Source organism: Novosphingobium sp. BL-S-19 (genome assembly GCF_055521675.1).
Genome location: NZ_CM145498.1, coordinates 2,582,317 through 2,602,572, shown reverse-complemented (window position 1 = coordinate 2,602,572; position 20,256 = coordinate 2,582,317). Strand labels below are relative to the sequence as shown.

Below are 20,256 nucleotides of genomic sequence, written 5' to 3'. Positions count from 1 at the left end.
CAGGCCATCTCCGCTAAGGTATTGGGTTTTCAAGGATAGTTAAAGCCATTGCAGGAAATGCCGGTGATCGGCAGAGCAACCATCCGAAATGAACGATTCGTGCGTGAGGAAAGCGCTCTGTCGATAGTATATGACTGGAGCGCGGGTTGATCACGAATTGGTTACCGACATATATGTAGCAATAACGACTGGCAGGGTGGAGGGTACCCTGTCGGAACGGGGATAAACGGGTCCGATGGAAATCGATTGTTGGGCACATGAACAGACACCGGCGCAGTTCCGGCGGGTTCTGGAGGTTCTGCCATCGTTGACGGAAAAGCAGCACGAAGTGCTTCGCCTCGTCGCCGAGAATCGGACGAGCAAGGAAATCGCCTGGGAACTGGGCATTTCCGAAAGCGCGGTGAACCAGCGCATCGAAGGTGTTCGCAACCGCACCGGCGCCCCGCCGCGTGCCGAACTTGCACGCGCTTACAGGCATTACCTGCGCCCCGCAGATACAGCCTATAATCCTCTACCAGACAAGAATCCTCAGGTTCCTACTGCCGCCGATGCGACCGAAGAGTGGGAGCAGGACGAGCCGGGCGATCGGCTGCGACTGTCGGATGGGGTGACCTTCAGGATTGAAGCGCCCTGGCAGGCAGAACCGGCAGACCGGCTCGTCCCCGAGGTGCTCGATGGCAACGATGCCGGTCTCAACCGCATGGCAGCCATGGTCCTGATCGCCGGCGGGCTGCTGCTCGTGGCGGTGTTCGGCCTGGATCTTGCCACGGCGTTGGGTCGGCTCTCGTGAGCCAGCCTCGATCCTGGTCATGCTTGGGCTCCCCGTTCGTGCCGGGGACGTCGAAGGAGGGTCTACATGTCGATGACGATTTCCGCAGCAACCGCCCGCATCACCCGCCAGCTTCCCGAGGCCGAAGGCTCGCTGGATTCGGCGCTGCTTGCTTCCGCCCGTCTCATGGAATCGATGCTTCTGGCACGCCAGGTGGAAGGCATTGCCAACTTCACTGGCCAGAGCGCGCTGCTGCGCCTTGCCAAATCGCAGCGGTCGCTGCTGGAATGCCAGAACGACATGATCCGTGTGCATCGCGCGCTGCTGGATGCCGGGCGCGACGTGAACGCGATCATCGACGAGCCCGAAGCCTGCCCGCCCTCCGCGGCATTGATCGAGGAAACGGGGATGGCGCTCTCCGCCTGAACCGTACGGCGGGCGCTGCGGCGCCCGCGCGTGGGACGGCATGGTACCGGGGGGTGGCCATGCCGATCCCGGCCGATCGGGGCCTGTCATGCTGATCGTCCTGGCAGCCCGGGCCTATCTGCTTCACGTCGTGCTCATTGTGCTGTTCGTTCAGGCGCTGCGTCGCGGCGCGGCGCCCGAACGCATCCTGACCACTACACTTCTGGCCATGCTGGTCGTCGATCGGATCTATCATTTGATCACCAGCCAGCACGGCGTGATCGTCATGGGAGTGAACGTTGGCCACTTTGCGATCGACACTATCGCTCTTGGTGTATTCCTCACCGTGGCGCTCTGCGCGAACCGGAGCTATCCGCTGTGGATAGGGGCGGCACAGTTGATCGCTTTTTCAAGCCATATCTATCCGATGCTGGCGCAGGATCTGCGCGGTCCGGCCTATCTGGCGATGAGCATAATGCCTTCTTACGTGCAGGCCACCGCGATGGGGCTTGGCCTGATCGCTCACATGCGGCGGCAGAAGACGCCGGGCAACTATCGGTCCTGGCGCGCGTGCTTCATCCCTACGCCGGCGAACAATCGAGAGAGGTTGCGCTCCGCCTGATCCGCGCCTTCGGCTCTTTGCGCGGTATCTACACCGCGTCATCTGATGCCCTGGCCGAAGTCATCAGTGGAGAACCCTGCAGCCAGAACCTGCTGGCCGCCGCGATCGCCGTCGCTCGCGACATCGCCATGCTGGCAGCCCGCGAAGCGCTTTATGGCGAGCCGACCGAACCCGGCAATCCACGCCTGCGCCGATACCTTGTGCGCCGGTTAAGCGCCTTGCGGGAAGAGTGCGTGCTGGTGCTGTTCCTCACCGCCGAAGGGCTGTTCATTGCTGAGGACTTCTACGCGGGGACACAGTGCAGCGTGGTCACGCTGCCGCTGCGCAGCACGGTGCGCCGTGCGTTCGATCTGAATGCGCGGCGGTTGGTGATCGCGCACAACCACCCCTCCGGCAATCCGGAGCCCAGCGCATCCGACATTCGCGCGACGCGCCATTTCATCGATGTGACCTCGGCCCTCGACTTTTCGGTGGACGACCACGTCGTCGTTGGTGCCAGCAGCGTGGTAAGCATGCGGGACAGAGGACTGATCTGACACGAAAAATCGTGTAACTGGTCCCAAAGGGGGCACAGTTGCACCGAATTGACCCGTTCGCGCATTTGACATTGGGTGCCGTGTCACCAGACTGTCGCCAGTCGCTTCCACACATCTAATGCGACGGGGAGCCGTTCCGGAGATTCCACAATCACTGGAACAGCTTGGCACTTCGTCGATTGCACACCTTCCTTCCCCACCGCTTATGGAGACCCGCGCTTTGACCCGGATCGTGACCGTTCCCACAACACCCTATGAAGGTCAGGCGCCCGGTACTTCGGGCTTGCGCAAGAAAGTCCGGGTTTTCCAACAGCCGAACTATGCCGCAAACTTCATCCAGGCCGTGTTCGATGCCGTGAAACCCGCGCCGGGTGCGGTGCTGGTGATCGGCGGGGATGGACGGTTCCATAACCGCGAGGTGATCCAGCTGGCGATTCGCATGGCGGCGGCCAATGGCTATGCGCGCGTGCTGGTGGGGCAGGGCGGTATCCTGTCGACCCCGGCGGCCAGCAACGTGATCCGCAAGTACGGCGCCAGTGGCGGGCTGATCCTTTCGGCCAGCCACAATCCCGGCGGCCCGGACGAGGATTTCGGGATCAAGTACAACATCGCCAACGGCGGGCCGGCACCCGAAACGGTGACAGCGGCGATCCACCATCGCACTACAGAGATCGACCGCCTGCTTACGGTGGAGACGCCCGACATAGAACTAGACGCGCTGGGCGAGGTCATGGTCGGGGATATGGCGGTTCAGGTGATCGATCCGGTGGCAGACTATGCCGACCTGATGGAAACGCTGTTCGATTTCGACGAGATCCGCCGCATCGTCTCCTCCGGCTTCACGATGCGCTTCGATGCGATGAGCGCGGTAACGGGCCCCTATGCGCATGAGATTCTGGAGCGCCGGCTTGGCTTCGCGCCCGGCACGGTGATCAACGGCGTGCCGCTGGAGGATTTCGGCGGCCACCATCCCGATCCCAACCTGATCCACGCCCGCGCGCTCTATGACGTGATGATGGGGCCGGACGCGCCCGATCTCGGCGCCGCGTCGGACGGGGATGGGGACCGCAACCTGATCATCGGCCGCGGCCGCTATGTTACCCCATCGGATTCGCTGGCGATGCTGGCGGCCAACATCGAGATCGCGCCCGCCTATCGCGGACGGCTGACGGGAATTGCCCGTTCGATGCCGACCAGCGGCGCGGCCGATCGCGTGGCCGAGGCTTTCGGCATTCCCTGCTATGAAACGCCCACTGGCTGGAAGTTTTTCGGCAACTTGCTGGATAGCGGCCAGGTGACGATCTGCGGAGAGGAAAGCGCGGGCACCGGATCCGACCATGTGCGGGAAAAGGATGGCCTGTGGGCCGTGCTGCTCTGGCTGAACATCCTGGCCGTGCGCGGGATCAGCGTGGACGATCTTGCCAAGGCGCACTGGGCACGTTTCGGCCGCAACTATTACGCCCGGCACGACTACGAGGCGATCGACAAGTCTGCTGCCGATGCGCTGATGGCCGAACTCAAGGCATCGCTGCCCGGCCTTGCCGGCAAGGCGTTCGGCCCGCTGACCGTCGCTCATGCCGACAACTTCGCCTACACCGACCCGGTCGACCATTCGCTGAGCGAGAACCAGGGCGTGCGCGTGCTGTTCGAGGATGGCAGCCGGGTGGTCTTCCGCCTTTCCGGCACGGGCACGCAAGGGGCGACGCTGCGGGTCTATTTGGAGCGTTACGAGCTGCCTTCCGGGCATATTCTCGCCAATACGGAAGCGATGCTGCAATCGCAGATCGATGCCGTCGATGCCATCGCCGGCATCGCCCGTCATACAGGCCGGACCTCGCCTGACGTGATTACCTGAACGTCATTCTTTGCGCGGCTTTCCACGGCAGTTCATAGGTTTTGCGCACTATTCGCACAGAATATCCACAGGGTAGTCACCAGGGCGTGCCGGCGTAACGCGGGGGCGGTATCGCCCTCGCGGCGCTGCCCGCCGCCTTGCGCGAATGTCGCTTGCGGTCGAGCATCTCCGCCACGACGCCCCGAAGGGCGCTTTGGGGAGAACGCGGATGCCTCGGATCGACGTGGGTGGAATCGGCATTGCCTTTGAGTTGCTGGGCAAGGAGGGCGATCCGGCGGTGGCCCTGACGCCGGGTGGACGTTTCACGATGGACGTGCCGGGGCTGCGCGAAATGGCGGAAGGCTTTGTGAAAGCCGGCCGCCGCGTGCTCATCTATGATCGGCCCAACTGCGGCGCATCCGATGCATGCCTGCTGGGCGAGAGCGAATCCGAAATGCAGGCGGAGGCGCTGGCCGGCCTGATCCGCAAGCTGGACCTTGGGCCAACGGTGATCGCCGGCGGATCGGGCGGCAGCCGCGTATCGATGCTGGCGGCAGCGCGCGATCCGGAGATTTGTTCGCACCTCGCGTTGTGGTGGATTTCGGGCGATCCGATCGGCCTCATGCAGCTTGCCACTTACTATTGCGGAGAGGCGGGGACGCTGGCCAGCCGGGGCGGCATGGAGGCGGTGCTGCAGGCGACCAGTTGGGCCGAGAACCTCGCCAAGAGCCCCCAAGCGCGCGACTACATATTGGCGCAGGATCCGGATCGGTTCATCGCCGTCATGCAGAAATGGGCGGCGGCTTATGTTCCCTCGCCGGTGAGCCCGGTACCGGGCATGAGCCAGCGCGATTTTGCGCGGCTGACGATGCCAACGCTAGTGTTCCGGTCGGGCACCAGCGATCTTTCGCATACCCGCGCGACATCGGAGTGGGTGCACCGCCTGATCCCGCATTCGCGCTTCATCGATCCGCCATGGGGCAACGATGAGTGGAACGATCGTTCGGTCGAGACGCATTCGGGCCAGAGTGGGCATACGCTTTTCCGTTCATGGCCGAAGCTGGTGCCGCATATCCTCGACCTCGCAGCGCAGTAAGGCCAGCGTGAGCGGCGAGAACCGCGATTAGCCGTGAGGCGAGGAGGGGGTGCTGCCGTTCCCGTCATCCCCGCGAAGGCGGGGATCCCGCTTTCTTGCGCCACTCACAGCGGCAAGCGGCCGGGCCTGCTGCTGTGGTTCCACAGGATACCCACGGGAAGTGCACAGTTCGTCCACCGGCTGTACAACATTTATCAACAGGGATGCAGCCAGTTATCCAGAAATACCCAATCCATTTCGACAGTTTCCGAACACCATATCCCATCATTACGCACAATCTTATCAACAGGCTTGCCCGCTGGTGGGCGGGAGTGCTCTAGAGCGAGAATGGACCTCTCGCGCTACTTCGCCCGCATCGGCCTGACGGCCGCGCCCGCTCTCGATCCGGAAGGGCTTGCCGCGATGCAACTGGCGCATCGGCGCGCGATCGGCTTTGAAAATCTTGCGATCCCGCTGGGCGAGGGCATCCATATCGATAGCGGCAGCGTCTTCGACAAACTCGTCGTGCGCGGGCGCGGGGGCTATTGCTTCGAGCAAAACCGCCTGTTCTCCGATGCCCTTAGCGCACTCGGGCTGGTCAATCGGCCTTTGCTGGCGCGGGTGCTGCTTGGGCTGCCGGAGCACGCTGCGCCGCCGCGCACGCATACACTGCTGCTGGTGAACATGGACGGCGCGGCGTGGATCGCTGACGCCGGTTTCGGCGGCAGTTACGTCCCGCCGCTGCCGTTGGAAGACGGCGCGCAAGTGCAGACGACGGATGGCGCGTGGCACCGGCTGTTGCGCAGCGGCGAACGCGGATCGCTGGGCGGCGAATGGCGCATCGAACGCGCAGGCCCGGCCAGCGCCACCGACGGGCGCCGCGCACCGCATGGCGACTGGCAGCCGCAATATTGCTTCGATCTGGCCGAAGTGGCGCAGGACGATCTGGAGATGGGCAATCACTGGACCTCCACGCGGCCCGACACGCGGTTCACCACGCTTTGCGTCGCCAGCGTGGCCCTCGATGGCGGTTTCGCGGCGATGACCGGTCGCCAACTGACGATCTACCGCAACGGCGCGAGCGAGACGCGCGAGATCGCCAACGCTGCCGACTACGCCCGCACTCTGCGTGGTTTCATGGGCATAGCGCTTTCGGACGAAGATGCCGCGCGCCTGCCGCTGTTCGACTGAAAGATTGGCGATGCCCGATTTGCCACCACCTCCTCTCCCCGCTCAGGAGCAGGTTGCTACGGCGCTGGTCGATTGCGGACTGAACCCCGCTGGCGTTTCTATCGTTTATGACGACGATGTCCGGTCCGATGTGGTGCGCATCAAGGTGACGGCTAAAGCGAATCAGGGGTAATTTGCCTGCATAAGCGCCGCTGCGGACAAGGATATTGTCACCTTCGAAGACGAGGCGCTGGGATTAGCTTATCGGACGTATCTTGGGGATACGATGCGTCTGGAAATGGTTGCATCCGCGCGCAAGGATCTGGCTGAAAAAGGAATGCTGGCGGGGCTGCCGCTGCTTGAGCGGTTCTCCGATCCATCGGATTTCTTGAGGGCGGTGGAGACTCATTGCGGTTGGAAAGCGGGTTCTGTTTTCGTCAAAACCGCGGAGAACGACTGGACGATAGATCCGCACGCCTTTGGGAATGGCGGAAAGTGGACGATCAAATCGAAGAGATTTGATAATCTCCAATGTCTGTTTGGGGCCCTGATGGCGCAGGATCAAAGCCTTGACACACTTGGCCTAAAAATAGGATTCATTGGTAACGCGGCGCCTGACGCGAACTGACGCCGTCCCCTTAGACTTCCCGCAGCCTCGGCATCAGTTCCACGAAATTGCAGGGGCGATTCCGGCTGTCGAGCTGTTCGGCAAGGATGCCGTCCCAGCCATCCTGCACCGCGCCGTTGGAGCCGGGCAGGGCGAAAATGTAAGTGCCCCGCGCCACTGCCGCGCAGGCGCGGGACTGGACGGTGGAGGTGCCGATCGTCTTGTAGGAGATCCAGCGGAACAGTTCGCCGAAGCCGGGAATGTCCTTGTCCTTCACCCGGTCGATCGCTTCCGGCGTCACATCTCGGCCGGTCAGGCCGGTGCCGCCGGTGACGACGATGGCGTCGATCTCGCGGTCATCGATCCAGTTGTTGAAGCGGCTGGCGAGGCGCGCCGCATCGTCCTTCTCGATCGCGCGGACGACAAGGTTGTGGCCCGCCTTGCGGATGCGGTCTTCGAGAATGTCGCCCGAGGTATCGTTCTCGGCCGTGCGGGTGTCGGAAACTGTCAGCAGGGCAATGTTGATGGGCTTGAATTGACGTTCTCGATCAATGGCCACGCACTATTGCTCCATTCGCTGCCATGCGCACGCCCTGCGAACCGGTGAGGCCCGGGAAGGTCGGCCACATGTCCTGTGCAAGCGCCATGCGGCTTTCCGAAGGGCCGCCGGCCTGACGTTCGTACATCCAGTAGTTGCGCAGCACTATGTTCACGTAGCCGCGCGTTTCCCAGTAGGGCAGCGATTCCATCCACAGCAGCGGATCGCCGCCGCAGTTCACTTCGGTGTTCCAGCGCGAGATCGGCACCAGCCCGGCGTTGTAGGCCGCCATCACCTTCAGCAGCAGGCCCTGCGTGCCCGACGAATCGCGCAGCGTCTGCAAATGCTGCTGGCCGAACGCCAGATTCACTTCAGGCTTGTTGAGATCGCTGGCGGTGCCGGAAACGCCCAAAAGCGAGGCATGGTCGCGCGCGGCGGCGGGCATGATCTGCATCAGCCCGCGCGCACCGGCAGGGCTGACGACACTGGTCTGGAAGATCGATTCCTGCAGCGTGTGCGCATAGACCAACGCCGGGTCCACCTTCCAGCCACCGGCCGGAGTCCACTTGGGCGTCGGGAAGCGGCTGGCCGGTTCAGGCCGTCCGCCCGCAGGCGCGTTGTAGGCCATCCACAACTGGGTGGAGGGCAGGCCCAGATCGCGCGCCAGACGGCTGATCGAGGCATATTGAGAAGCCGTGCCAATGCGCGCCTGATGGCGCAGCACTTCGTCGGCCAACCCGTCCTCACCGATTTCGGAAAGCTCCACGGCGGCGCGAATGTTCGGCGTGTCGCGCAGCGTCTGCCAGTCGGACGCGGTGAAGTCCGCCCCCGAATGCTGCTCGGGCAAGCGCATGCCAAGTTGCTCGGCCGCGAGCATGCCGTACAGCGTCTCATCCCGGGCGGCGGCGAGGCGCAGTTCGGTGGCGGCGGCTTCCGGCTTGCGGCAGCGCACCAGCGCGCGGCTGCGCCAATAATGCGCGGCGCTGGTTAGTTCGCTGTTCTCGGAATTCTTCGCCGTCTTGTCGAACGCGTCGGCGGCGCCGTCGCAATCGCCCAGGCGCCATGCGGCAAGCCCGGCGGTCCACCACGATTCGCCCACCCACGGGCCGCCACCCATCGCGCCCAGCTGGGCCATCTGGTAGGCGGATGCGTCCTGGTTCTCGATATAGAATGCCCAGGCGACCTTCTGGCGCCATTCGGCCTGCGAAGAGGCGCTGAGCCCGGAATCGATACCGTCCAGCAGCAGGCGCGCGCCCATCGGATCGTCGTTCTTGATGCGATCGTTGATGCCGGAGGCGATCGCGGCGGGCATCGTGCCATCGTCGATCGAGGCGGGGCGCACGCGCTTGGCCATCGTCGGCAAGCGGGCGAAAGCCTGTTCGCTGGGAACGCTGGGCACCGAAAGGGCGCCACGCTTCAGCGCCAGACGGCTGATCTGGTCCGCGCCGGGAAGCTCCGTCCCCTGCGAAAGCCAGGTCTGCAGGTCGGTAAGTTCGATCTTCGGCGATCCCGACGCCAGATAGTATTCGGCGCGAAGCTGCTGGTGCAGCGGGCCATCCGGCCGGTCCGACAGCATCTTCTGGACCGTGGCCCAGTCTTTTGCGTCGATCGCGGCGAAGGCCTGTTTGTAGTACGATCGGTCGTCCTGGCTGAGCAGCGAAGGGACCGCCGTGCTGTCTGCACGGGTGCGGAAATATTCCACCGCCGCGCTGTTGGCGAATGCCGGCGTCGTGGCCAGCGTGGCTACAGCAAGCGCTGCCACCCCCGCGGCGCGCGCTGCCATGGCAAAGTTTTTCACGTCAAAATTCCCCGCATCGTGCGACCTAACCCCGCATTTTGGTGGCCGTCCGGATGCGCCCGTCAGGGGTTCGTCCAGTCCAGCCAAGCCCTCCAGATGCCTGCCTTCGCGCGCGGATTCTGCAGCAGCGCGGCAAGCCCCCATCCGGCCAACAGAGGTATCCTCACTCCTTCATGATCAAATTGTCTTAAAACGGCAGTGCGTTGCGGCACGTCGTGGCCGATCAGCGACAGAACGTTGCCGCCGAGCACAATCAGCCGCTCCGGAGCCACCAATTTCACGTGCCGGGCGAGCGCATCGCCCACCCCGCGTTCCGCCGCGGCGCGCCAATCGGGCACCGGATCAGGGCGGGGCAGGGCACTGGCGAGGTAAATATCCTCTCGCACGATCCCGAAGGCGCTAAGCATGGCGTCCAGCAGTTTGCCTTGCGGTCCGCTCAGCAGCCGGTCGCGGTCTCCCGCCTCCGGCGTTTCCACCACCACCATCAGCTTCGCGCCGGCTTGGCCTTCGGGCGAGAGGCGGCCGATGGGGCCGCCATCATCGAGCAAGGTCTCGGTCAGCCACCAGGCGCGGAATGCATCGAGATCGGCGGGCAGCAGGGCGGGATCGATGCGCGTGGGCACCACCGGCGCCTCCACCACCACCGGCACGCGGCGCGGGGGCAGGCGATCGCCGTTTTCGTCCTGCTCGTCTTCCGGCACGATCCATTCGCGCGGTTCGTCCTGGAAGTCGCAATCGACGCCTGCATCGCGCCACCAGTCGAGCGCGGCGGTGATATCGGATTTGATATCGTCCAGAAATTGCCGATTTGGGGCCTGATCCATCGCGTGGGTCTTGACCTGTCGCATTCCACCAATCAAGGCACAACACGAATTAATCGCGCGCTTAAGTGTGTGAATCGCAATTTTTGGGGCAAAAAGGCCCACATTAGGGTCGATGACAGGGGCCAGGAGTCGGGACTGCCATGATTGAACGTGAAGAGATGCCTTACGACGTGGTGATCGTCGGTGGTGGGCCTGCCGGCCTGTCCACGGCGATCCGGCTCAAGCAGGTCGATCCCGAACTGGCTGTCTGCGTGCTGGAAAAGGGCTCGGAAGTGGGCGCGCACATCCTTTCGGGTGCGACCATCGATCCCAAGGCACTTGACGAACTGCTGCCCACCTGGCGCGAAGACGGTTGCCCGCTGGCGGAAACGCCGGTGACGGACAACCTGCACTGGCATCTGACCAAGAAGAAGAAGTTCGCGCTGCCGCACTTCATCCAGCCGCCTTTCATGTCGAACGACGGCAACTACACCGGATCGCTGGGCAACCTCTGCCGCTGGCTGGCCGAACAGGCCGAGGCGCTGGAGATCGAGATCTTCCCGGGCTTCCCCGCTGCCGAGATCCTTTACGACGACAAAGGCGCCGTGATCGGCGTGCAGACCGGCGACATGGGTGTCGACCGTGAAGGTAACCCGAAGGGTGATTTCCAGCCGGGCATGAACCTGCTGGGCAAGTACACCGTGTTCTGCGAAGGCGCGCGCGGCCACCTGACCAAGCGGCTCAAGGAAAAGTACGACCTTGAGGCGGATTGCCAGCCGCAGATCTACGGTCTGGGCATCAAGGAACTGTGGGACATCGATCCCGCCAAGCACGTTCCGGGCCGCGTGATCCACACGCAGGGCTGGCCGCTGAGCGAGAACAACGCCTGGGGTGGCGGTTTCCTCTACCATCAGGCGAACAATCAGGTCGCGCTCGGCTTCGTGACCGCGCTCGATTACAAGAATCCCTACGTCTATCCGTTCGAGGAATTCCAGCGCTGGAAGCAGCACCCGGAAATCCGCGCGATCCTGGAAGGCGGCAAGCGCGTCGCTTACGGTGCGCGTGCGATCAACGAGGGTGGCTGGCAGTCGGTGCCGCAGCTGGCCTTCCCGGGCGGCGTGCTGGCGGGTTGCTCGGCCGGTTTCGTCAACGTGCCGCGCATCAAGGGCACGCATACCGCGATGAAGAGCGGCATGCTGGCGGCCGAGGCGATTGCCGCCGCGATCAAGGCGGGCCGCGAGCAGGATGCGCTGACCGAATACGATAGTGCCGTGCGCGAAAGCTGGATCGCCAAGGAACTGAAGCTGGTCCAGAATGCCGAGCCGATGGTGGCGAAGTGGGGCGGCGAACTGGGCACGATCCTTGCCGGCGCCGACATGTGGCTGCGCACGCTGTTCGGCTTTGGCCTCGCCAAGCCGATGAAGCATCACACCGATGCCTCGTGCACCCAGCGCGCCGATCTCTATCAGCCGATTGCTTATCCCAAGCCGGATGGCGTGATCAGCTTCGATCGCCTGACCAGCGTATCCTACTCGTTCACCAATCACGAGGAAGACCAGCCCTGCCATTTGCGGCTCAAGGATCCGACGGTTCCCACGCGGGTCAACCTGCCGGTCTATGCCGGGCCTGAGGCGCGGTACTGCCCGGCGGGGGTCTACGAATTCGTCGATCCGGACGGCGCCGGCCCGCGCCTGCAGATCAACGCGCAGAACTGCGTCCATTGCAAGACTTGCGACATCAAGGATCCGACGCAGAATATCGAATGGGTCACGCCCGAAGGCGGCGGCGGTCCGAACTACCCGAATATGTAATGCAATCCTCCCCGGAACGGGGAGGGGGACCATGCGAAGCATGGTGGAGGGGATTCTCGCCACGGCGCGACGCCAGCGCAGGCAGAAAATCCCCTCCGTCAGTCCTGCGGACTGCCACCTCCCCATGCCGGGGAGGACACTTGCGCCGATGGCTCTGGCATCGCATGGACGGTGCGATGATTTCGGAAACCGCCTACGCCAAGATCAATCTCGCGCTCCATGTCCGCAAACGGCGCGAGGATGGCTATCACGAGCTGGAAACGCTGTTCGCCTTCGTCGACGCGGGGGATGAACTGACGGCGACACCCGCCCACGCGGATCGCCTGACGACTCACGGCGAGTTCGCCGCGAAGATCGACGATCCCTTCGGCAACATCGTCGCCAAGGCGCTCATCGCCTTGCCGCATGGCAAAGGCCCGGATGCGGGCTGGGCCGTCGACCTCGAAAAGCGCCTGCCGGTGGCGGCAGGGCTGGGCGGAGGCTCTGCCGACGCGGGCGCGGTATTCCGCATGGTCGAGCGCACGCACGGTTTGCCGGATGACTGGCACGCCCGCGCGGCCAAGCTTGGCGCGGACGTCCCGGCCTGCGTGCTGTCGCGGCCCTGCATCGGCACCGGAACCGGCACCGACCTTGCCGAAGTGGCCGAGAACGACCTCGCCGATTGTCCGGTCCTGCTGGTCAACCCGCGCCTGCCGGTGCCGACCGGCCCGGTGTTCAAGGCCTGGGACCGGATCGACCGTGGCCCGATGCTCACCGGAAGCTTGCGCGAAATCGCGCTGACCGGCCGCAACGACCTTGAAACGCCCGCCATCGAAATCTGCCCGGCCGTGGCCGATGTTCTGGCAGCGCTGCGCGAAACCGCACCGTTCCTCGCCCGCATGTCCGGCTCCGGCGCGACGTGCTTTGCGCTTTACGACAGTCAGCAAGCCTTAAGCGAAGCGGCGGCAAGGATCGCCGCAACCCGCCCCGACTGGTGGCAATTGTCCGGGAAACTGCGTTGATTACCGAATCTTATCAACTGCTTGGCACGCCGCGCGCCGGCGGCATCCTGATCGTCGCCGATCACGCCTCCAACCGCGTGCCCGATGGCGTGGATCTTGGCATCGACGGCGAACTGCTGAACCGCCACATCGCCATCGACATCGGCGTTGCCGGTGTTGCGGAGCGCATGGTTGATGGCGACATCGGCGCATGGCTCGCCAACGTCAGCCGCCTCGTCTGCGACTTCAACCGTGATCTCGACGCGCCCGGCCTGCTGCCCGAAGTGTCGGACGGCCACGAAATCCCCGGCAATGTGCTTTGCGCAGAAGGCCGTTCGACGCGCCTTGCCCAGTACTTCCACGCCTATCACGATGATCTGGAAGCCCAGCTTACCTCTGCCGAACCGGGACTGATTCTCTCGCTCCACAGCTTCACGCCCGCGCTGGCGACGTGCGACAAGCCGCGCCCGTGGCATGTCGGCGTGCTTTATAACGAGGACGACCGCGCCGCGCGCATCGCGATTCCGCTGTTGGAGGCGGAGGGTCTCGTTGTCGGCGACCAGCTTCCCTATTCGGGCAAAGTGCTGAACGCGACGATGAACCGCCACGCCGAAGCGCATGGCCGCCCCTACCTCGGCATCGAGATCCGGCAGGACCAGATCGGCGACGCCGCAGGGCAGGCGCTTTGGGCCGAACGCATGGCGCGTATCTGCCGCGAGGTTGCGGTCGCATTCACCTGACTTGTGAAGCAATTGCCGCAAGGATAGTCTCCCGGCCTTAAATCCGGGGGGCATCATGATCGGCTATCACTCTGTACGACTGGCGAAATTCTCTGGCCGGGAGGCGCGTGCGAAGTTCTGGCCCTGGGCCGGGATCGTCATCGGCCTGATATTTCTCGCCAGCTTCGCCGCGATCGGGCCGATGATGGCGAGCAGCATGGCGAAGATGCAGCAGTTCGCCCGCGACCACCCGGAACAGTCCACGGTGTCTGCGGGGCCGGGCCATTACGAGATCAGCATTCAAGGGCATCACCCCGAACTCATGCCCGATTTTTCGGCCGTGACCGGGGCGATGGAGGCAGTGATCGCCGTCGCTATCGTCCTGCTTGCCGCCGCCGTCACAAGGCGTCTGCACGACACGGGCAGGGCCGGCGCATGGGGGATTTTGCCGCTGCCGTTCCTGCTCATCGGCTTCACCCAGATGCCCACCCTCTTTGCCGCGCCGGATCCGGACATGCGGCTGTTCGGCCTGCTGTTCCTCAACAACCTTTGTTATCTCGGCGCTCTTGGCGTGCTCGCGCTGTTGCTCGCCCGTTCGGGAAGCAAGGGTGAGAACCGCTACGGAGCCTCACCGGAAGATTGATCTCGCACGATCCGAAAAGCAAAAAGCGCATTTCCGGAAATTTTATGCCTCGCAAAAGCCCGGCACATCGCGTAGGGGCGCGGCAAGACGGTCGCCATCGCGCACCGCACCCATGACCAATCCCGGAGTTCGCACAATGCCCGCCTATCGTTCCCGCACTTCCACCCACGGCCGCAACATGGCGGGCGCGCGTGGCCTTTGGCGCGCGACGGGCATGAAGGATGCGGACTTCGGCAAGCCGATCATCGCGGTGGTGAACTCGTTCACGCAGTTCGTGCCCGGCCACGTCCACCTCAAGGACCTGGGCCAGATGGTCGCGCGCGAGATCGAGGCGGCGGGCGGCGTCGCCAAGGAATTCAACACCATCGCGGTCGATGACGGCATCGCCATGGGCCACGACGGCATGCTCTATTCGCTGCCCAGCCGCGACCTGATCGCGGACAGCGTCGAATACATGGTCAACGCCCACTGCGCCGACGCCATGGTCTGCATCTCCAACTGCGACAAGATCACGCCGGGCATGCTGATGGCCGCGCTGCGTATCAATATTCCGGTGGTCTTCGTCTCGGGCGGACCGATGGAAGCGGGCAAGGTCGTGCTGCGCGGCAAGGAGCAGGCGCTCGATCTGGTCGACGCCATGGTCGCCGCCGCCGACGAGAGCTACACCGATGAAGAAGTGAAGGCGATCGAGCGTTCGGCCTGCCCGACCTGCGGGTCGTGCTCGGGCATGTTCACCGCCAACTCGATGAACTGCCTGACCGAAGCGCTGGGCCTCTCGCTGCCGGGCAATGGCTCGACCTTGGCGACGCACTCGGACCGCCAGCGCCTGTTCCTCGAAGCGGGCCGCCTCGCGGTTGATCTCTGCCGCCGCTATTACGAGCAGGAAGACGAGACCGCGCTGCCGCGCAATATCGCCAGCTTCAAGGCGTTCGAGAACGCCATGAGCCTGGACATCGCCATGGGCGGCTCCACCAACACCGTGCTCCACCTGCTGGCCGCCGCTGTCGAAGCCGGCGTGGACTTCACGATGGAGGATATCGACCGCCTCAGCCGCAAGGTGCCGTGCCTCTCCAAGGTCGCGCCCGCGAAGAACGACGTCCACATGGAAGACGTGCACCGCGCCGGCGGCATCATGGCGATCCTCGGCCAGCTCGACCGTGCCGGCCTGCTGCATACCGATCTGCCGACCGTTCACGCGCGCACGCTGGGCGATGCCCTGAACCACTGGGACATCTCGCGCACCAACGCGCCTTCGGTGCAGGAATTCTTCAAGGCCGCACCGGGCGGCGTGCCGACGCAGACCGCGTTCAGCCAGAGCCGCCGCTGGGAAGAACTCGATCTCGACCGCGAGAACGGCGTGATCCGCAGCAAGGAACATGCGTTCAGCCAGGATGGCGGTCTGGCCGTGCTCTACGGCAATATCGCGCAGGACGGCTGCATCGTGAAGACGGCGGGCGTGGACGATTCCATCCTGAAGTTCACCGGCACTGCGCGCGTCTACGAATCGCAGGATGCTGCCGTTGCCGGCATCCTCGGCGGGCAGGTTGGCGCGGGTGACGTCGTGGTCATCCGCTACGAAGGACCGCGCGGCGGGCCGGGCATGCAGGAAATGCTCTACCCGACCAGCTACCTGAAGTCGAAGGGCCTCGGAAAGGCCTGCGCGCTGCTGACCGACGGCCGTTTCTCGGGCGGCACCTCGGGGCTCTCGATCGGCCACGCCTCGCCGGAAGCGGCCGAGGGCGGCGCCATCGGCCTTGTCGAGAACGGCGACACGATCGAGATCGACATCCCCGGCCGCACCATCAACCTGATGGTTTCGGACGAAGTGCTGGCCCATCGCCGCGCCCAGCAGGAAGCGCGCGGTGCCGATGCATGGTCGCCGGTCCACCCGCGCCCGCGCAAGGTTTCGGCGGCGCTGCAGGCCTATGCGGCAATGACCACCAGCGCCGCCAAGGGCGCTGTGCGCGACGTGACGCAGCTCAAGCGCAAGTGATAGAAGGGGCAGGGGGGCTCGCCCCTGCCACCGGATTAGGCGTGCGAACGCCGGGCAAGGATCATGGCGGCATCGGTGCCGCCATGGTTTTCATAACGCACCAGCATTTCGGGAAAGCCGCTTTCGTCGAACAGGCGTAGCACTTGATCGAGCGGATACTCGTTCATTTGCATGACCGGCGTATCGGCCGCGCGGCCGCCCAGCAGGTTCATCACCGCTTGCCCGCCGGGAAGAGCATGGCGAACATGGTAGCCCAGCTTGCCCCAGCGGCTGTGGTTGCGCTTCGTCGAAAGCTGGATGATTGTGCCGCCGCCCGGCCGCACCCGGTCCAGCAATTGCTTCAGGATGGCCATTCCGCGCGCCACCGGGATGTGCTGCAGCACGATGCAGCTGATGACGAAATCGAACGATCCCTCAACCCGCGAAAGCGTGTCATCGGAAAGCAGGTAGTCGATCTCCCTCCCTTCACTATTGCGCCGGGCTTCCTCCAGCATGGCCGGAGCGATATCGAGCCCGACTGCGCTCTGGAAATGATCGACCAGCGGAATGGTCAGCCGCCCCACACCGCATCCGAAATCCAGCGCGCGTCCGCGCGGCAAGCCGCCGAAATGCCGCTCGACTTGCCCGAGCCAGTGCGCAACGAAAGCCTCGCCGCTTTCGAAAAAAGTCTGCCGGTTGGCTGCGATGCTCTCGCTGCGAAACTGCGCTTGGGTGAGCACGGCATAGTAAGGGTCGCGCTCGCCCCAGACACGCCAATTATGATCGCTGTCAGCCATTGCGCACGCTTAGTCCCGTTCGCTCTCCCTGCCAACGGATGTGATTGTTTTTGGAGCTTTCCGCCGGACGTTAATCCCCTTTGCCAGTGTGTCCCATTCTCGGGCTGGGCGAGGTGAGCGCTTGTCGGCGGCGGGAAAGTCCTTGTAGCCAAGGGGTATGGCTCGCTTTCTGATCGGCATCATCCCTGCTCTCGCGCTTGGCGCCTGCTCCTCGCATCAGGAGGCGCCCAAGGTGGCCGAGGGGGACGAGCATATCCCCTGCGCGGTTTCCGGCTCCGGCGATCTCAAGCCCATCTGCGCGGTGGAGCGACACCAGGGCGGCGACGGCCTAACCTTGCTGGTCCGTCATCCGGACGGCGGCTTCCGCCGGTTCGCCGTGGTTGGCGATGGACGCGGGCTGGTGGTTGCCGATGGGGCGCAAGTGGCGGTAACAAGGCTGGAAGGCGACAGGCTTGACGTTTCGGTCGGGCCGGACCGCTACCTGTTCCCGGCAACGAGGAAGTCCCATGCCCCACAGGCTGCTCCCCCCCAATGACCAGATCCTGACCGTTGCGCAGATGCGCGCCGCGGAAGACGCGCTGATTGCGGCGGGTTCCTCTGTAGAGGCGCTGATGCGGATCGCCGGACTGGGCGCGGCGGAATGGGTTTGGCGGGTTTCGGCGGGGCGGCCGGTCACGGTGCTATGCGGCCCCGGCAACAACGGCGGCGACGGCTATGTTATTGCCGAGGCCATTCGCGAGCGGGGCGGTCCGGCAACGGTGGTGGCTCCAGCGGAGCCCCGGACCGATGCGGCGCGCGATGCCCGCGCGCGCTATCACGGCGCGGTGCTGGGGGCGGATGCGGAAGTGCATGGCGATGTTTTCGTCGATTGCCTCTACGGCAGCGGGCTGACGCGGCCGCTTTCCGAACAGGACCTAGCTTTGCTTGTGCGGCTGGCAAAGGCGCATCACCATCGCATCGCGCTGGACCTGCCGAGCGGTGTGCAGTCGGATAGCGGAATGCTGCTCAATCAGGGGCTGCCGTGCTATGACGCGACGCTGGCGCTGGGCGCCTGGAAATTTGCCCATTTCCTGATGCCGGCCACGACCACAATGGGCGCGCTGCGGCAGGTCCCCATCGGCGTCGCGGCAGTGGAGGGGGCGGCGGTTGCGCTCGCCAAGCCCCGGATCACCGCGCCTTTGGCGGACGCGCACAAGTATCGGCGCGGGCTGCTGGCGGTGGTCGGCGGCGCGATGCCCGGGGCGGCGGTGTTGGCCAGCCTCGCCGCGCAGGGGGCAGGGGCGGGCTATGTGAAGCTCTTTGCTGACAGCAGCCGCAATGTGCCCGCCGATCTGGTGGTGGACCAGAGCGCGCTGATCGATGTGCTGACCGATGGCCGCAATACCGCGGTACTGGTCGGGCCCGGGCTCGGCCGCGACACCACCGCGCGGGAGCGACTGACGATCGCGCTCGCGGATCGGGTTCCGGCGGTGGTCGATGCCGATGGGCTGGTGCTGCTGGGGCCGCGTCATCTCACTGAACGCGGCGGCGCGACGGTGGTGACGCCGCACGAGGGCGAGTTGATGACGCTGGAACGCGCCTTCGATTGCGAAGGCACTGGCAGCAAGGCGGAACGTGCGCTCGCGCTGGCGAAGGCGGGCGGCATGATCATCGTGGCCAAGGGGCCGGACACGGTGATCGCCGCGCCCGATGGGCGGATCGCCTGCGCGCCGCGTGCGACTTCGTGGCTATCGACGGCGGGGACGGGCGATGTGCTGGCGGGCTGCATCGCCAGCCGCCTCGCCGCTGGCGTGGAAGGATTCGCCGCCGCTTGCGAAGGCGTCTGGCTTCATGGAGAGGCGGCGCGGCTCGCTCCGCCCGCATTTACCGCCGGTCAGCTTGGACAAATGGTGCCGGCTGCGCTAGCGGCCTGCCTGTGACTGACGAAATCGAAGAAATTCTCCGCATCGCCACCAAGGGCGATGGCGTAACCGCATCCGGCCGCTTCGCTTGGGGCGCGGCGCCCGGCGACCGGCTGCATGAAGACGGCACCCTGGAATGGGGCCCGCATCATATCCAGCCGGTCTGCACCCATTTCGGGCGCTGCGGCGGTTGCCAGCTTCAGCAGTTGGATGAGGAAACGCTGGCGGCCTTCGTGGAAGGGCGCGTGGCCAATGCCTCGGCATCGCAGGAACTGGGCGCCGAAACGATCGCGCCGCCCTACCTTTCGCCGCCGCATGCGCGCCGCCGCGTATCCTTGCGCGCGGAAAGCTCGGGCGGGCGCGTGGGGATCGGCTTCCGGGAGGCGAAGTCGCACCGGCTGGTCGAGCTGGAAGAGTGCCCGGTCATGGCGCCGGAACTGTTCGCGGTGCTGGGTCCGCTCCGCAAGCTGCTCATCACCATGGGCAAGGCCGCGCCGGCCAAGAAAGGCCGTCACGGCAAGCCGGGTAAGCACCAGCAGACCCGCATGGCCGCCGATATCGAGATGACGCTGACCGATCAGGGTGTCGATCTGGGCGTCAAGGGCCTCACCGCGAAGGGGCTTTCGGCGACCGAGGCGATGCTCGATTTTGCACGTGAGCATGGTCTTGCCCGCCTGACGATGGACGGCGGCTACGGGTTCGAGACTGTGTGGGAGCCGGTGCCGGTTACGGTCACTCTAGGTGGCGTTCAGGTACTGCTGCCGCCGGGCTCGTTCCTGCAAGCAACCGTCGATGGCGAGGAAGCGCTGGTAGATGCGACCAAGGCATGGCTGGAAGGTGCGGCGACCGTGGCGGACCTGTTCTCCGGCCTCGGCACCTTTGCGCTGGCGCTTGCCGGGCCGCAGACCCGTGTGCTGGCGGCCGAAGCGGCACGCGATGCGCATCTGGCCTGCAAGTCCGCCGCCGACCGCGCGCAATTGCCGGTTTTCAGCGCCCACCGCGACTTGTTCCGCAATCCGCTGCAGCCTGATGAACTGAGCAAGTTCGAGGCGGTCGTGCTGGATCCGCCGCGGGCGGGTGCACGCGAACAGGTGGACTGCATCGCCGATTCCACCGTGGGCCGGGTGGTCTATATCTCGTGCAACCCGTCCAGCTGGTCGCGCGATGCGGCGCGACTGGTGGAGGCCGGCTTCCGGCTGGTGGAACTGCGCCCGGTGGGCCAGTTCCGCTGGTCAACCCATGTGGAACTGGCGAGCTATTTCGAACGCGGCTGAGG

The 20,256-nt window shown here is 64.8% G+C and carries 20 protein-coding genes; 16 read left to right on the top strand and 4 right to left on the bottom strand.

Annotation, left to right across the window (positions count from 1 at the left end; translation table 11 throughout):
• The first annotated feature begins 235 nt into the window (after nt 1-235).
• From ACZ1JV_RS20455 to ACZ1JV_RS20420, 8 genes are all read left to right on the top strand, one after another.
• The gene (locus ACZ1JV_RS20455; RefSeq protein ID WP_465150280.1) at nt 236-790 is read left to right on the top strand and encodes a helix-turn-helix domain-containing protein; all 555 of its coding nucleotides are present in this window, start codon (nt 236-238) and stop codon (nt 788-790) included.
• A 66-nt stretch (nt 791-856) separates the two neighbouring features.
• Nucleotides 857-1,195, top strand: coding sequence for a hypothetical protein (locus ACZ1JV_RS20450; protein ID WP_465135567.1), 339 nt, complete (start codon nt 857-859; stop codon nt 1,193-1,195).
• Nucleotides 1,196-1,283: 88 nt separating this feature from the next.
• On the top strand, nt 1,284-1,796 hold the full coding sequence (locus ACZ1JV_RS20445; RefSeq protein WP_465150279.1) for a hypothetical protein: 513 nt from the start codon (nt 1,284-1,286) through the stop codon (nt 1,794-1,796).
• A complete protein-coding gene (locus ACZ1JV_RS20440) occupies nt 1,745-2,332 on the top strand; it encodes a JAB domain-containing protein (protein WP_465150278.1) in 588 nt (195 codons plus the stop codon). Before ACZ1JV_RS20445 ends, ACZ1JV_RS20440 begins: the two co-directional genes overlap by 52 nt.
• 220 nt (nt 2,333-2,552) lie before the next feature.
• Complete coding sequence (locus ACZ1JV_RS20435) at nt 2,553-4,187, top strand: alpha-D-glucose phosphate-specific phosphoglucomutase (protein ID WP_465150277.1); 1,635 nt, start codon at nt 2,553-2,555, stop codon at nt 4,185-4,187.
• A gap of 208 nt (nt 4,188-4,395) precedes the next feature.
• A complete protein-coding gene (locus tag ACZ1JV_RS20430) occupies nt 4,396-5,262 on the top strand; it encodes an alpha/beta fold hydrolase (RefSeq protein WP_465150276.1) in 867 nt (288 codons plus the stop codon).
• A gap of 327 nt (nt 5,263-5,589) precedes the next feature.
• Entirely contained in the window at nt 5,590-6,432 is an 843-nt protein-coding gene (locus ACZ1JV_RS20425) for an arylamine N-acetyltransferase family protein (protein ID WP_465150275.1), read from the top strand.
• A 265-nt stretch (nt 6,433-6,697) separates the two neighbouring features.
• Complete coding sequence (locus ACZ1JV_RS20420) at nt 6,698-7,039, top strand: hypothetical protein (protein ID WP_465150274.1); 342 nt, start codon at nt 6,698-6,700, stop codon at nt 7,037-7,039.
• A 10-nt stretch (nt 7,040-7,049) separates the two neighbouring features.
• Here the strand turns inward: ACZ1JV_RS20420 and moaB are convergent, their stop codons facing one another.
• From moaB to ACZ1JV_RS20405, 3 genes are all read right to left on the bottom strand, one after another.
• On the bottom strand, nt 7,050-7,577 hold the full coding sequence (moaB, locus tag ACZ1JV_RS20415; protein ID WP_465150273.1) for a molybdenum cofactor biosynthesis protein B: 528 nt from the start codon (nt 7,575-7,577) through the stop codon (nt 7,050-7,052).
• On the bottom strand, nt 7,567-9,339 hold the full coding sequence (locus tag ACZ1JV_RS20410) for a lytic transglycosylase domain-containing protein (RefSeq protein ID WP_465152615.1): 1,773 nt from the start codon (nt 9,337-9,339) through the stop codon (nt 7,567-7,569). Before ACZ1JV_RS20410 ends, moaB begins: the two co-directional genes overlap by 11 nt.
• 77 nt (nt 9,340-9,416) lie before the next feature.
• Complete coding sequence (locus ACZ1JV_RS20405) at nt 9,417-10,202, bottom strand: uracil-DNA glycosylase family protein (protein WP_465150272.1); 786 nt, start codon at nt 10,200-10,202, stop codon at nt 9,417-9,419.
• Nucleotides 10,203-10,318: 116 nt separating this feature from the next.
• On the opposite strand from ACZ1JV_RS20405, the gene ACZ1JV_RS20400 reads away from it, so the two are divergent.
• The 5 genes from ACZ1JV_RS20400 to ilvD all read left to right on the top strand — a co-directional run bounded on the left by ACZ1JV_RS20400 (nt 10,319) and on the right by ilvD (nt 16,303).
• Nucleotides 10,319-11,968, top strand: coding sequence for an electron transfer flavoprotein-ubiquinone oxidoreductase (locus tag ACZ1JV_RS20400; RefSeq protein WP_465150271.1), 1,650 nt, complete (start codon nt 10,319-10,321; stop codon nt 11,966-11,968).
• A 164-nt stretch (nt 11,969-12,132) separates the two neighbouring features.
• On the top strand, nt 12,133-12,969 hold the full coding sequence (locus tag ACZ1JV_RS20395; RefSeq protein WP_465152614.1) for a 4-(cytidine 5'-diphospho)-2-C-methyl-D-erythritol kinase: 837 nt from the start codon (nt 12,133-12,135) through the stop codon (nt 12,967-12,969).
• On the top strand, nt 12,966-13,688 hold the full coding sequence (locus tag ACZ1JV_RS20390; protein WP_465150270.1) for an N-formylglutamate amidohydrolase: 723 nt from the start codon (nt 12,966-12,968) through the stop codon (nt 13,686-13,688). The genes ACZ1JV_RS20395 and ACZ1JV_RS20390 overlap by 4 nt, the downstream gene beginning before the upstream one ends.
• A 55-nt stretch (nt 13,689-13,743) precedes the next feature.
• Nucleotides 13,744-14,310: a DUF805 domain-containing protein gene (locus tag ACZ1JV_RS20385; RefSeq protein WP_465150269.1), complete on the top strand. Its 567-nt coding sequence runs from the start codon at nt 13,744-13,746 to the stop codon at nt 14,308-14,310.
• 136 nt (nt 14,311-14,446) lie between these two features.
• Nucleotides 14,447-16,303 carry a dihydroxy-acid dehydratase gene (ilvD, locus tag ACZ1JV_RS20380; RefSeq protein WP_132385630.1) on the top strand — a complete coding sequence of 619 codons (1,857 nt, stop codon included), beginning with the start codon at nt 14,447-14,449 and terminating at the stop codon, nt 16,301-16,303.
• A gap of 35 nt (nt 16,304-16,338) precedes the next feature.
• Here the strand turns inward: ilvD and ACZ1JV_RS20375 are convergent, their stop codons facing one another.
• The gene (locus tag ACZ1JV_RS20375) at nt 16,339-17,079 is read right to left on the bottom strand and encodes a class I SAM-dependent methyltransferase (RefSeq protein WP_465150268.1); all 741 of its coding nucleotides are present in this window, start codon (nt 17,077-17,079) and stop codon (nt 16,339-16,341) included.
• A 157-nt stretch (nt 17,080-17,236) separates the two neighbouring features.
• Here ACZ1JV_RS20375 and ACZ1JV_RS20370 point away from each other — a divergent pair, with 157 nt between their 5' ends.
• The 3 genes from ACZ1JV_RS20370 to ACZ1JV_RS20360 are packed head-to-tail and all read left to right on the top strand — an operon-like array spanning nt 17,237 to nt 20,254.
• Complete coding sequence (locus ACZ1JV_RS20370; protein ID WP_465150267.1) at nt 17,237-17,614, top strand: hypothetical protein; 378 nt, start codon at nt 17,237-17,239, stop codon at nt 17,612-17,614.
• A complete protein-coding gene (locus tag ACZ1JV_RS20365) occupies nt 17,586-18,998 on the top strand; it encodes a bifunctional ADP-dependent NAD(P)H-hydrate dehydratase/NAD(P)H-hydrate epimerase (RefSeq protein WP_465150266.1) in 1,413 nt (470 codons plus the stop codon). The genes ACZ1JV_RS20370 and ACZ1JV_RS20365 overlap by 29 nt, the downstream gene beginning before the upstream one ends.
• The gene (locus tag ACZ1JV_RS20360) at nt 18,995-20,254 is read left to right on the top strand and encodes a class I SAM-dependent RNA methyltransferase (RefSeq protein WP_465150265.1); all 1,260 of its coding nucleotides are present in this window, start codon (nt 18,995-18,997) and stop codon (nt 20,252-20,254) included. Before ACZ1JV_RS20365 ends, ACZ1JV_RS20360 begins: the two co-directional genes overlap by 4 nt.
• Nucleotides 20,255-20,256: the final 2 nt, after the last annotated feature.